Below are 12,521 nucleotides of genomic sequence, written 5' to 3'. Positions count from 1 at the left end.
CCGGGTGCATTTACACACTACTACGGACATCTTACCTTATTCAAAACAAGCATGCTGAAGCATAAAAAACGCTACGTTATTCAGCAAAAAATAATTTTTTTAAACAACTAATGGATTATAATTCAAGCCGAAAGAAACTGGTCTTGCCTGAATATGGACGTCATATTCAGAAAATGGTAGATCATGCACTTACCATTGAGGACCGTGAAGAAAGAACCCGATTTTCGAAAGCCATAATTGCTGTGATGGGAAATTTATTTCCACATCTGCGTGATGTCAGTGATTTCAAGCATAAATTATGGGATCACCTGGCCATCATGGCCGACTTCAAACTGGACATTGATTATCCGTACGACCTCCCTGCACCGGAAAACTTCCAGGCAAAACCCGATCCTGTAGCCTACAATCAGGGTAAAATGACCTTCAAACATTACGGCACCATCGTTGAGGAAATGATACAGGAAGCCTCTGAAATGGAAGAAGGCCCACTGAAAAGACACCTCATCATGCTCATCGGCAATCACATGAAAAAATCTCTTTCCAACTGGAATAAAGACAATGCCACCGATGATCGGATTCTCAACGATATCCAACGCCTTTCCAATGGCAAAATCAAGATTGAAGGAGAAGCAAGAATCAATGATTTCCGTGAATTCAAAGACACAAACAACAATAACAACCACAACCGTCAACGGAAAAAATTTATTCGAAAGAATAACAATTAACTAGTCTCTGTCCATAAGCTAAGCGTTTTTCACGTGTTTGAACCAGAAAGTTCAAATTCAAGGCGTGTGAAAAATATAAACCGCAGTCCCGAAGTAGCTTTTGTAAAGTTTTTTGAACAAAAAACCAACAAAAAGCACAATCGGGATGAGGATTTAGATTTTGAGCAACAACGCAGAAGTTGGACTTTATAGACAAACACGAACTACTTACCGGAAAGCATTTCCTAAAATCACCCAGAACAATGAACAGCTTCGAAGTGCAGGGAGGACTGCAATTAAAAGGCGACATTACCCCCCAGGGGGCAAAGAATGAAGCCCTTCAGGTTATTTGTGCCGTTTTACTTTCACCAGATGAGGTTATCATCGACAATCTTCCGGACATATTGGATGTCAATAACCTGATTGACCTCCTGCAGGATTTAGGCGTAACAGTAAATCGTCTGTCTGCCAAAAAATGCAGTTTCAAAGCTGAGAACATCAAACTTGACTATCTCAAGACCAAAGAGTTCAGAAAAAGAGCCGCTTCACTGAGAGGATCCATTATGATAATGGGCCCCTTGCTGGCACGTTTTGGAAAAGCCTATTTCCCGAAACCAGGAGGTGATAAGATTGGGCGACGCCGTATGGACACCCACTTTTTTGGTTTTGAGAAACTGGGAGCTACTTTCAATTTCGACTCCGACGACATCTTTTATACCGTCCATGCGGAAAAGCTGGAGGGATCATATATGCTCCTGGACGAAGCCTCTGTTACCGGTACTGCCAACATTATAATGGCAGCTGTTTTAACTCCGGGAAAAACCGTCATTTACAATGCCGCCTGCGAACCATACATTCAGCAACTTTGCCGAATGCTCAATTCTATGGGCGCTAAAATCAACGGGGTAGGCTCCAACCTGTTGACCATTGAAGGTGTGAAAGCACTTAAAGGATGTAAGCACCGCATTCTTCCGGACATGATTGAAATTGGCAGTTTTATCGGACTTGCTGCGATGACCGGAAGCGAAATAACCATCAAGGATGCAGCCACAGATCATCTGGGAATTATCCCCCTTGCATTCCGACGCATGGGAATCAACATGCACATCAGTAAAAATGAAATTTATATTCCTCCAAAACAAAAATACACCATCGAAACCTTCATCGATGGCTCTATAATGACCATTTCAGATGCTCCCTGGCCGGGATTAACACCCGATCTCCTAAGTGTTTTCCTGGTGGTGGCCACCCAGGCCAACGGAAGCGTTCTCATTCACCAGAAAATGTTTGAAAGCCGTTTGTTCTTTGTAGATAAGCTTATCGACATGGGGGCCCGGATTATTTTATGTGATCCTCACCGGGCAACAGTGATAGGTCTGAACCATGAAACACCGCTGCGGGCAAGTGTTATGACCTCACCAGACATACGCGCGGGAGTGGCTCTTCTCATTGCTGCCTTGTCAGCAAAAGGGAAAAGTATCATTCACAACATTGAGCAAATAGACCGCGGATATGAGCAAATAGACCAGCGATTAAACCAACTGGGGGCAAAAATCAAACGCATTTAAAGATACTTTTCTTTAATAGGATCCTATATTTTGTCTTTTTTACACCTTTTTAACTCAAATATAAAAAACTGATAACCAACATATTGGCTGCTTGTCGCATTAAAGATATAATTTATCTCCAATAATCCAAACAAACAACCTGCTATTTTTCATGTTTTACAGCATAGTTTTGTTGCGCAAATAAAACCACTGGTCACTCTTTTAATGGTATTCATCTAAAAACTTTGACCAGTCCGAATAATTTATTGAAACTTTGTGCAGTAACAATTCGGGAAAGGACTATGCTTATGAAGAACAAGTTACTATTAATCATCACCCTTACGGGAATCGTATTTCTGTCGTTCATCAATGGTTCCCCGGAACCACGCGTTGGGCTTGACATTGGAAATAAAGTTCCCGAAATCAGTCATCCACTTCTTGACGGGACTCCATTCAACAGCGAGGACCTAAAGGGGAAAATGGTTCTGATTGACTTCTGGGCATCATATGATGCTCAATCAAGGGTAGAAAACCCATTGAAAACAAAAATGCTTGAAACCTACAATAATCAGGAATTCCTTAATGGAAAAGACCTTGTTATTGTGAGTATTTCGCTGGACAGATTTGAAACACCTCTGAATCAGGTTATTCTTCAGGACAACCTGAAAGCATTGCATCACATATGTAATTTCCGGGGGCGTGAATCAGAACTGGCAAAAAACTTTAAGGTGGCAGAGCAAATGAAAAACTATCTGGTTGACGGAGATGGACGTATTGTGGCAGTAACCAACAATATCCAAAAAATCGACCAGACATTGGCACGACTCAGCAAATAGCTTATTTCGCATTTATTATTTACAGGGATTCAAGGACAGTAAAAGGCATCGGCTTTTTGCTGTCTTTGTCATTTTTACGGTTCCCTTTATGCCAAAATGTCCCTCTTTTCGATATGGCAAAGAAATTGCATACCTTTGTGCGCCAAATATTAAAATAAAGAGAACAAGATATGAGCAGAAAAAAAGCAACTGAAGAAAAGACAAAACAGGCTGAGGCTCAGGAAAATTCAGAAAACAAATCTGAAGAAACAAAAGAAAAGGAAACCACTGAAGCCAACGAAAAAGAAGCCGAAGAGATAAAAGCAGAAGGGAAGTGTGAAGAAGCAATGCAGGATGCCGAAGATGAGCAAACTCTGCTAAAAAGGCAGCTTGAGGATTTGAATGACAAACACCTCCGCCTCATTGCTGAATACGATAACTTCAGAAAAAGAACGCTGAAGGAAAAGATGGAACTGTCCAAAAGTGCAGGAGAAGGGATTCTTGCTGGCATCCTTCCTGTTATTGATGATTTCGACAGAGCCAGAGCACACCTGGGAACAGCCAGTGATCTCGATGCAGTAAAAGAAGGCATAGACCTGATATACAACAAATTTCAGGAATTCTTAAAACAACAAGGCGTTGTGGAGATTGCCACCGAGAGTGAGGAGTTTGACAGTGAAGTCCATGAGGCCATCACTAAAATTCCGACACCTTCGGAAGATATGAAAGGAAAGATCATCGACTGTGTTCAAAAAGGCTATAAACTCAACGACAAAGTAATTCGTTACCCAAAGGTTGTTGTTGGAGAATAAAACCAAAATATTATCATGTCAAAAAGAGACTATTACGAAGTACTGGAGGTTTCAAAAAGTGCAAGTGCTGAAGAGATAAAAAAGGCTTATCGTAAGAAAGCGCTGAAATTTCACCCCGACAAAAATCCGGGTGACAAAGAGGCGGAAGATAAGTTTAAGGAGGCGGCAGAAGCCTACGAAGTACTTGGAAATGCAGAAAAAAGACAACGATACGATCAATTTGGACACGCTGGTGTAGGCGGTGCTTCCGGAGGTGGTTTCGGAGGTGGCGGAATGAGTATGGACGACATATTCTCACACTTTGGAGATATCTTCGGCGGTGGTTTTGGCGGATTCAGTGGTTTTGGCGGATTCGGCGGATCCTCACGTGGCGGACAGCGTGTAAACAAAGGCTCCAACCTTCGGGTGAAGGTTAAATTGACACTGAAGGAGATTGCCAACGGTGTTGAGAAAAAAATCAAAGTCAAGAAATACGTATCCTGCGACCACTGTAACGGCACCGGAGCAGACGGAGGAACAGCATACAGCAACTGCTCCACCTGTGGAGGATCCGGACAGGTAACCCGGGTTGCCAACACCATACTCGGACAGATGCAAACACGCTCTGCCTGTCCCACCTGTAACGGAGAAGGCAAAACCATTACCAAAAAATGTGCACATTGTAACGGCGATGGCGTATTGAGAACAGAAGAGGTGGTGAGCATCAACATACCCGCAGGAGTGGAAGAAGGCATGCAGCTCTCTGTTTCCGGAAAGGGAAATGCTGCCCGACGGGGAGGAATCAACGGAGATTTATTGGTACTTATTCAGGAAGAGAAACATCCGGAGTTGATTCGAGATGGCAGTGACCTGATATATCATTTGCAACTGAGTGTTCCTGATGCAATATTGGGTACCCCTGCCGAGATTCCAACGGTGGAGAGTAAAGTGAAAGTTAAAATTGAACCAGGCACTCAACCCGGAAAAATTCTTCGTTTGCGGGGAAAAGGATTACCCGAAGTAAACAGTTATCACCGCGGTGATTTGCTGGTGCGTGTCAATGTGTGGATTCCCTCGGATGTATCCAAAGAGGAGAAGAAAACATTGGAAAAACTTAAAGAATCAGATTCTTTCACGCCCAAAGCAGGTAATGAGCAGAATGGTTTTTTCAGTAAAATGAAAGACATCTTTTAATTGTTAAAACTGTCTATAAAATACCACAAAACGGGCATCCCGGAAAGGATTCCCGTTTTTTTTATATCTTTTGCCTCTTAAAAACGCAAAATATGAATATCCAACAACTGGAATATATTGTGGCCCTTGACGATCATCGTCATTTTGTCGATGCCGCCGAAAGCTGCCACATCACCCAACCAACGCTCACCATGCAGGTGCGCAAGATGGAAGATGAAATAGGTGTGCAAATATTTAACCGGTCCAGGAAACCCATTGAACCCACTCCGGCAGGCGAAGAGATCATCATCCGGGCCCGTCAGATCCTCCGGGAAATTTCAGATTTGCGCAATTATGTCAGTCACGAAAAAAAAAGCATCGAAGGAGAATTCCGTCTCGGCATCATTCCCACGCTGGCACCATACCTTATCCCCCGTTTCCTGCCACAGTTCATCAGCGAGAATCCAAATACGCACCTGCGAATCGAAGAGCTGGAATCGGAGCAGCTGCTCAAAGCACTGCACAACGACCGCATAGACATAGGCTTAATGGTTACCCCGACAGAGGAAAGACAAATCAGGGAAATACCTCTCTTTTATGAGCCGTTCCTGTTTTATGCCCCCTATGACCATCCTTATATGCACAATGAATTCATCGAGGACAACCTTTTGGATCCGGCAAAGGTACTGGTTCTAACAGAAGGACATTGTTTCCGCAATCAAACACTTGACATTTGCGGCAAAGCCAATCAGACCAACAATGCCTTTGGGTTTTATTACGAAAGCGGAAGCATAGAAGCCCTTAAAGCAATGGTGCGCAAAGGAATCGGATATACCCTGGTACCAGAATTATCGGTTGATTCAATGACGGACCGCCCGTTTGTCAGGAGGTTCACTGTACCAGAGCCGGTAAGAGAAGTGAGCATTGTGGTACACCAAAGCTTTACCCGGCAATTATTGATTGATCAGATAAAGTCGGCCGTGCTTGACAACCTCCCGGATAATATAAATAAAACAAAGAGTGTAAAGAAGATAAAGTGGAGATAAATAAAAAACTTTCATAAAAATTTTGCATTTTAAAAAATCATTCCCTAAACTTGCAAAGTCTAAAAACATAACAAATATCATAAATAGTGGGTCTAACCCCGCAATTAACAAAAAACATGAACATTTCAGTTGCAAATATTTGGTGGTGGCGTCATTTCTTTTTTCCTCAGAGGGATTAAGGTGGTGTCTTCATGCTCAAATTTGTAACAAAAGCATAATACAGAAAGGCTTACCGGAAATCCCGGTGAGCCTTTTTTTTATCTCAACACTGAAAACAGAAAAACAACCGATACCTATGAAAAAGCAAAAATTAAACCTCTCATGCAGTCGTATTCCGGCCCACGTGGGCGATGTAGTAACTCCGGTAAGCATTTACCTGAAACTACGTGATCTGTTCCCCAACACCATTCTGCTGGAAAGTTCAGACTATCACAGCGGAAACAATTCCCTCTCCTTCATCTGCTTCAACCCCATCGCCGATTTTATCGTGGACAAAGAAACCGTAAAGACCCGCTTTCCTGACGGGAATAAATCGGAGATCAAGTTACCGGGCCAGAAATCTGTACCGCAGATAATGCAGGAATTTATCGACAGTTTTGACATCCCGGAAACGGAACAAAAAGAGTGCCCGGTTCCCGCTTCCGGTCTTTATGGCTATACCTCCTATGATGCCATCCGTTATTTTGAAGACATCACACTCAATGTTAACACGGATGCTCCCCACTCCATTCCCGATATCCGCTATCACCTCTACCAATCGGTGATTGCCTTTAATCATTTCACCAACCAGCTTTACCTGGTGGAACATCTCCTTCCCGGTCAGGAATCGTCTTTAAATGACACCCTGGAGATTTTGAAAAACCGTTCGGTGCCATCCTTTTATTTCACCCCCATTGAAAATGAGCAGTCACCTCTGAACGAGCAACAATATATGGAGATGGTAACCAAAGGAAAAGAACACAGCTATCGGGGAGATGTCTTTCAGATTGTTCTGTCGCGCCAGTTCTCACAAGCTTTCAAAGGCGATGAATTCAATGTTTACCGGGCATTGCGCCACATCAACCCCTCGCCTTATCTTTTCTATTTCGATTATGGCAATTACCGTTTGATGGGGTCTTCTCCGGAAAGCCAGCTGGTTATAGAAAAAGGACTTGCCACGATCAATCCCATTGCCGGAACATTCAGACGTACCGGAGACGACCTGAAGGATATGAAACTGGCCGAAGAGCTTAGCCAGGATCCGAAAGAGAATGCCGAACACGTAATGCTTGTCGATCTGGCACGCAACGACCTTGGCCGTAATTGCCGCGAGGTGAAAGTAAAAACATACAAAGAAGTTCAGTACTACAGCCATGTACTCCACCTGGTATCTGAAGTTACCGGAAAATTAAGAGACCCTAATGCCGTGGCACGTGTCATGGCTGACACCTTTCCGGCCGGTACCTTATCCGGAGCACCTAAATACAAAGCCATGCAACTGATTGACAAATATGAGCCTCACAATCGGGGATATTATGGCGGTTGCATCGGAAAACTGGGCCTTGATGGCTCATTTAATCAAGCCATTATGATACGGTCATTCCTAAGCAAAGACAACACTCTCTTTTATCAGGCAGGAGCGGGAGTAGTCTCCGAATCTGTTGAAGAAAAGGAGCTTCAGGAAGTAAATAATAAGCTGGGGGCTTTGAAGAAGGCCATCGAAATGGCTGCAGAATTCTAGTCAGATTTTGTATATAATGTCCAATTTCATCGTTACGCCACTTTCGAAAACACTCATTTACTCAGGTAAACTCCTTGATTTTCAAAAGTGGCAAGCCTCGAACTTGAACATTACAGAACAAAATCCGGACTTTTAGGACAGATCCTAACCATACAAAGAAAGACAGTTATTAACGACCTGGTTTAAACCCAAGTAAAAAAGAAAAAAATGAAGATACTCGTTATAGACAACTACGATTCATTCACCTACAATCTGGTGCATTATCTGGAAGAGGTGGCTGACCAGCAGGTGGATGTTTTCCGCAATGATAAAATCACCGTTGAAGAAGCCAGGGCTTACGACAAGATTGTTTTGTCTCCGGGCCCTGGCATCCCCGATGAGGCAGGAATATTAAAGTCTCTGATCAAAGATCTGGCCCCCACCCATTCGATTTTTGGAGTTTGCCTGGGATGCCAGGCCATAGCCGAAGTTTTTGGAGGATCCATCTATAACCTCCCGAAAGTTTATCACGGCATTGCTACTCCCATCAGTGTATGCGACCGCAACGAGATGCTATTTAACACACTGCCTGATACATTTATGGGTGGCAGATACCACTCATGGGTGGTCAATGAAAAAGACCTTCCGAAAGAATTAAACATCACTGCCAGGGATATTCAGGGACAAATTATGGCCATCACCCACAGAGAATATGACGTCAGAGCAGTGCAGTTTCATCCTGAATCCATACTCACCGAACATGGAAAGCAAATGATTAAAAACTGGATTGAAGGATAGTTTAGTGAGTAGTTTGTTAGTCAGTAGTGAATAGAAAAAATCTGATCTAAAAAATATATAGTTACCTAAGGATAATGCGATTTCAAGAGTGGATTGATCAGCCATCCATTCAAACCACAAAAAAGGAAGCCATCAAAATCTTTATACTCTTCGCAATATCACGAATGCGTTAAACGTTTATGCCAATTTTAAAAATTTAACATCCTGAACAATGTTACAACCAACATTAAAAAGACTTTTCGAGTATAATACCCTCTCAAAAGCAGAGGCCAAAGAAGTACTGGTCAACATTACCAGAGAGAATTACAGCAAGTCAGAAGTAGTAGCTTTTCTATCTGTATTTATGATGCGTCCTGTAACCGTGGAAGAACTCTCAGGCTTCCGGGACGGACTGCTGGAACAATGCAAGCACGTTGATTTATCAGATTTCCAAACCATCGACATGTGTGGAACCGGAGGTGACGGAAAAAACACCTTTAACATTTCCACGCTGGCATCATTGGTAGTGGCAGGTGCTGGCTACAAAGTAGCCAAACACGGAAATACAGGTGTCAGTTCAGCCTGCGGCTCTTCCAATGTCATGGAATATCTGGGCTATAAATTTACCAATGACAATGAATTGTTGAAACGCCAAATCGACCAATCAGGCATTTGCTTCCTGCACGCCCCGTTGTTCCACCCTGCCATGAAAGCAGTAGGTCCTATCCGCAGAGAATTGGGAATTAAGACCTTTTTCAATATGCTGGGCCCGATGGTGAATCCTGCCCATCCGCAGTTTCAACTGGTGGGAGTGTTCAGTCTGGAGCTTGCACGCATTTATCAGTATATTTACCAGCAATCAACAACAAAATTCAGTATTGTTCATAGCATCGACGGATACGATGAAGTATCTTTGACTGATGCTTTTAAAGTAATTTCGCACAAGGGCGAAAAACTGTTGAAATCGGAAGACATCAACTTACCGCCCAATCGTCCGGAAGACATTTTCGGCGGAAACACGGTGGAAGAATCAGCCTCCATTTTCAAGAAAGTCATGGCCGGAGAAGGAACCCCCGCGCAAAAAAATGCTGTGCTCGCCAATGCCGCATTGGCCATCAACACAATGGATGAGCAATTAACCTTTGAACAATGTCTGCAAAAAGCCACCGATTCTCTTGAGGGAGGAAAGGCAGCAGCCACCTTTAAGAAACTTCTGGAAATCATTTAACCCAAACACCTGATAATCATGAACATTCTGGATAAAATAGTAGCGAATAAAAAGGAAGAAGTTGCTGCAGCCAAAAGCAAAGTCTCAATAAAAGAATTAAAATATTACCGTCACTTCACAGCCCCTGTAGCCTCCATAAAAGAAAACCTGATCAAAAAAAAGGATTTTCCGGTCATTACCGAGTTCAAAAGACAATCGCCGAGCAAAGGGATCATACACGCAGGTGCAAAGGTGGTAGAAATAGTGCCGGGCTATGCAAAAGCAGGAGCCGCCGGTATTTCGGTACTCACCGATGTTCAGTTTTTTGGTGGAAGCAATGATGATTTAAGTCAGGCCCGGGATCTTACCGACACCCCCATCATTCGCAAAGAGTTCATCATTGACCCCTACCAAATATATGAAGCCAAAGCCATTGGAGCCAGTGCTGTCTTGCTGATTGCAGCCATTCTGGAGAAACAACAGGCTGCCGACCTTGCATCATTGGCTAATTATCTTGGGCTTGAGGTTTTGATGGAATTTCACGACGAAAGTGAAGCAGAAATGCTTAACAGTTATGTGGATATGGCAGGAATCAATAACAGAAATCTTAAAACCTTTGAGGTGGATTTGCAACACGCCGCCAACATGATATCACTGCTTCCCTCACACATTCTTCCCATTGCTGAAAGCGGAATACATTCAGCAGACGACTTCCTGTTCCTGAAAAACGCAGGTTTTCAGGGATTCCTCATGGGTGAATACTTTATGAAGCATTCTGATCCCGCAAAGGCTTGTGCTGATTTAAAAGCAGAAGTTACCGGAAAAAGTGTCACTCAGTTGTAAGCAGAGAAAAGAACAACACTCATGCAAAACAAGATAAAAATAAAAGTCTGCGGAATGCGTGATCATCAGAACATTCTGGATGTGGCTATGTTGGACCCCGATTATATGGGATTCATCTTCTATCCTAAATCGCCTCGTTTCGCCGGAAATATTTTAAATCCTGAAACCACCCGTCTGCTTCCTGACAAGATCCATAAAACAGGTGTTTTTGTCAATGCAACCTTGAATGAGATCAAAGAGACCTCTCTGAAATTCAATCTATCCACCGCTCAGCTGCATGGAAACGAATCCCCGGATCTTTGCAAAGAGTTAAGAGAAAACGGTCTGGAGGTCATAAAAGCATTCTCTTTAAAGAAACAATCTGACCTAAATGCAACCAACCAATACCGGGAGGCTTGCGACTTCTTCCTGTTTGATACCCCTACGGCCCGGTACGGAGGAAGCGGCAAGAAGTTTGACTGGTCAATCCTGGAAGGAATCCTTCTCTCGCGTCCATTCTTCTTAAGTGGTGGTATTGAAGCCGAAGATGCTTCCGGAATTCTGAAAGAATGCCCCATCGAGCCTTACGCACTGGATATTAACAGTAAATTTGAAACGGCTCCGGGTTTTAAAGAGATTGCCTCAGTAGAAAAATTTATCAAAACCATTCGCCAACAATAAGAAAATAATACAAAACATATGTCAACTTCATTTCAACCCGACGAACGAGGCTTCTATGGCCCCTTTGGAGGAGCATACATCCCCGAGATGCTCATCCCCAACATCGAGAACCTCAAAGAAAATTACCTGAGAATCATGAATTCGGAATCGTTCCGAAAAGACTTTAAAACACTACTTGAAGATTATGCAGGGCGCCCGTCTCCGCTCTATCACGCCGACCGGTTATCCGACCATTATGGCTGTAACATCTGGCTTAAAAGAGAAGATCTCAACCACACAGGCAGTCACAAAGTCAACAACACCATCGGTCAGATTTTGCTGGCCAATGAGATGGGGAAAAAACGCATCATCGCAGAAACCGGGGCCGGCCAGCATGGAGTAGCAACAGCTACCGTTTGTGCCTTGATGGGACTCGAATGCGTGGTGTATATGGGCGAAACCGATATAGAGCGACAGGCCCCCAATGTCGCAAGGATGAAAATGCTGGGAGCCGATGTCCGCCCTGCCATATCGGGAAGTCGCACACTCAAAGATGCCACCAATGAAGCTTTACGCGACTGGATAGCCAATCCGCTGGATACGTTTTACCTCATCGGCTCGGTGGTTGGGCCTCATCCCTACCCCGACATGGTAGCAAGACTGCAGTCGGTCATCAGCGGGGAGATACAATGGCAAATGAGAAACAAAACCGGCAACAGCAATCCCGACTATGTGGTAGCCTGCGTAGGTGGAGGATCCAACGCTGCCGGATCGTTTTATCACTTTCTGGACGAGCCGGAAGTGCAACTCATCGGGGCTGAAGCCGCCGGAGAAGGACTGACATCCGGCAAAACAGCTGCCTCCATTGCCATGGGCGAAACAGGTGTCATCCATGGAAGTATGACCAACCTGATGCAAACCGATGATGGTCAGATTACCGAACCATACAGCATTTCTGCAGGACTGGATTATCCCGGCATCGGTCCATTACACGCCTGGCTGGCAAAAAGCGGAAGGGCCAAATACCTTGCAGTTACGGATCAGGAAGCACTGGATGCAGCTCTTCAACTTACCCAAAAGGAAGGCATCATCCCCGCTCTGGAATCTGCCCATGCATTGGCAGCACTCAACCAGCTGGATCTAAAATCGGGCGAAAATGTGGTTGTTACCGTTTCGGGACGCGGCGACAAGGATATGAAAACCTATATGGAGCGCCTGAAGTTAACCTGACCTGATTTGAGAAATCAAACGGAGATAATGCAAACTTCTTAAACCAACAA

The 12,521-nt window shown here is 43.9% G+C and carries 12 protein-coding genes; all 12 read left to right on the top strand.

From position 1 onward, the window contains the following. The first annotated feature begins 110 nt into the window (after nt 1-110). The 12 genes from BY457_RS00890 (at nt 111) to trpB (ending at nt 12,471) form a co-directional block, all read left to right on the top strand. Entirely contained in the window at nt 111-725 is a 615-nt protein-coding gene (locus BY457_RS00890) for a DUF4290 domain-containing protein (RefSeq protein WP_106151458.1), read from the top strand. Nucleotides 726-967: 242 nt separating this feature from the next. Next, the gene (gene murA / locus BY457_RS00885; protein WP_106151457.1) at nt 968-2,272 is read left to right on the top strand and encodes a UDP-N-acetylglucosamine 1-carboxyvinyltransferase; all 1,305 of its coding nucleotides are present in this window, start codon (nt 968-970) and stop codon (nt 2,270-2,272) included. Nucleotides 2,273-2,559: 287 nt separating this feature from the next. Further along, nucleotides 2,560-3,087, top strand: coding sequence for a TlpA family protein disulfide reductase (locus tag BY457_RS00880; protein ID WP_258176479.1), 528 nt, complete (start codon nt 2,560-2,562; stop codon nt 3,085-3,087). A gap of 170 nt (nt 3,088-3,257) precedes the next feature. Beyond that, the gene (locus tag BY457_RS00875; protein ID WP_106151455.1) at nt 3,258-3,878 is read left to right on the top strand and encodes a nucleotide exchange factor GrpE; all 621 of its coding nucleotides are present in this window, start codon (nt 3,258-3,260) and stop codon (nt 3,876-3,878) included. 15 nt (nt 3,879-3,893) lie between these two features. Then, on the top strand, nt 3,894-5,051 hold the full coding sequence (gene dnaJ / locus BY457_RS00870) for a molecular chaperone DnaJ (RefSeq protein ID WP_106151454.1): 1,158 nt from the start codon (nt 3,894-3,896) through the stop codon (nt 5,049-5,051). A 92-nt stretch (nt 5,052-5,143) separates the two neighbouring features. Further along, nucleotides 5,144-6,076: a LysR substrate-binding domain-containing protein gene (locus BY457_RS00865; RefSeq protein ID WP_106151453.1), complete on the top strand. Its 933-nt coding sequence runs from the start codon at nt 5,144-5,146 to the stop codon at nt 6,074-6,076. Nucleotides 6,077-6,371: 295 nt separating this feature from the next. Continuing rightward, the gene (locus BY457_RS00860) at nt 6,372-7,796 is read left to right on the top strand and encodes an anthranilate synthase component I family protein (protein ID WP_106151452.1); all 1,425 of its coding nucleotides are present in this window, start codon (nt 6,372-6,374) and stop codon (nt 7,794-7,796) included. A 207-nt stretch (nt 7,797-8,003) separates the two neighbouring features. Next, nucleotides 8,004-8,573, top strand: coding sequence for an anthranilate synthase component II (locus tag BY457_RS00855; RefSeq protein ID WP_106151451.1), 570 nt, complete (start codon nt 8,004-8,006; stop codon nt 8,571-8,573). A 211-nt stretch (nt 8,574-8,784) separates the two neighbouring features. Then, nucleotides 8,785-9,780: an anthranilate phosphoribosyltransferase gene (gene trpD, locus BY457_RS00850; protein ID WP_106151450.1), complete on the top strand. Its 996-nt coding sequence runs from the start codon at nt 8,785-8,787 to the stop codon at nt 9,778-9,780. An 18-nt stretch (nt 9,781-9,798) separates the two neighbouring features. Next, entirely contained in the window at nt 9,799-10,602 is an 804-nt protein-coding gene (trpC, locus tag BY457_RS00845; protein ID WP_106151449.1) for an indole-3-glycerol phosphate synthase TrpC, read from the top strand. Between the two features lie 21 nt (nt 10,603-10,623). Next, entirely contained in the window at nt 10,624-11,262 is a 639-nt protein-coding gene (locus BY457_RS00840; RefSeq protein WP_106151448.1) for a phosphoribosylanthranilate isomerase, read from the top strand. Between the two features lie 18 nt (nt 11,263-11,280). Further along, nucleotides 11,281-12,471 carry a tryptophan synthase subunit beta gene (gene trpB, locus BY457_RS00835; protein ID WP_106151447.1) on the top strand — a complete coding sequence of 397 codons (1,191 nt, stop codon included), beginning with the start codon at nt 11,281-11,283 and terminating at the stop codon, nt 12,469-12,471. Nucleotides 12,472-12,521 lie beyond the last annotated feature (50 nt).

The sequence above is a fragment of the Marinilabilia salmonicolor genome (assembly GCF_003003035.1).
Lineage (GTDB): Bacteria > Bacteroidota > Bacteroidia > Bacteroidales > Marinilabiliaceae > Marinilabilia > Marinilabilia salmonicolor_A.
The sequence above is the reverse complement of the archived record's forward strand: the minus strand, read 5'-3'. Positions and strand labels throughout refer to the sequence as shown.

What these genes read in the sequence shown, in the direction of transcription:
- BY457_RS00865 (WP_106151453.1), top strand. Translation starts at nt 5,144, where the DNA reads ATGAATATCCAACAACTGGAATATATTGTGGCCCTTGACGATCATCGT.
- trpC (WP_106151449.1), top strand. Translation starts at nt 9,799, where the DNA reads ATGAACATTCTGGATAAAATAGTAGCGAATAAAAAGGAAGAAGTTGCT.
- BY457_RS00880 (WP_258176479.1), top strand. Translation starts at nt 2,560, where the DNA reads ATGAAGAACAAGTTACTATTAATCATCACCCTTACGGGAATCGTATTT.
- murA (WP_106151457.1), top strand. Translation starts at nt 968, where the DNA reads ATGAACAGCTTCGAAGTGCAGGGAGGACTGCAATTAAAAGGCGACATT.
- trpB (WP_106151447.1), top strand. Translation starts at nt 11,281, where the DNA reads ATGTCAACTTCATTTCAACCCGACGAACGAGGCTTCTATGGCCCCTTT.
- dnaJ (WP_106151454.1), top strand. Translation starts at nt 3,894, where the DNA reads ATGTCAAAAAGAGACTATTACGAAGTACTGGAGGTTTCAAAAAGTGCA.
- trpD (WP_106151450.1), top strand. Translation starts at nt 8,785, where the DNA reads ATGTTACAACCAACATTAAAAAGACTTTTCGAGTATAATACCCTCTCA.
- BY457_RS00890 (WP_106151458.1), top strand. Translation starts at nt 111, where the DNA reads ATGGATTATAATTCAAGCCGAAAGAAACTGGTCTTGCCTGAATATGGA.
- BY457_RS00860 (WP_106151452.1), top strand. Translation starts at nt 6,372, where the DNA reads ATGAAAAAGCAAAAATTAAACCTCTCATGCAGTCGTATTCCGGCCCAC.
- BY457_RS00855 (WP_106151451.1), top strand. Translation starts at nt 8,004, where the DNA reads ATGAAGATACTCGTTATAGACAACTACGATTCATTCACCTACAATCTG.
- BY457_RS00840 (WP_106151448.1), top strand. Translation starts at nt 10,624, where the DNA reads ATGCAAAACAAGATAAAAATAAAAGTCTGCGGAATGCGTGATCATCAG.
- BY457_RS00875 (WP_106151455.1), top strand. Translation starts at nt 3,258, where the DNA reads ATGAGCAGAAAAAAAGCAACTGAAGAAAAGACAAAACAGGCTGAGGCT.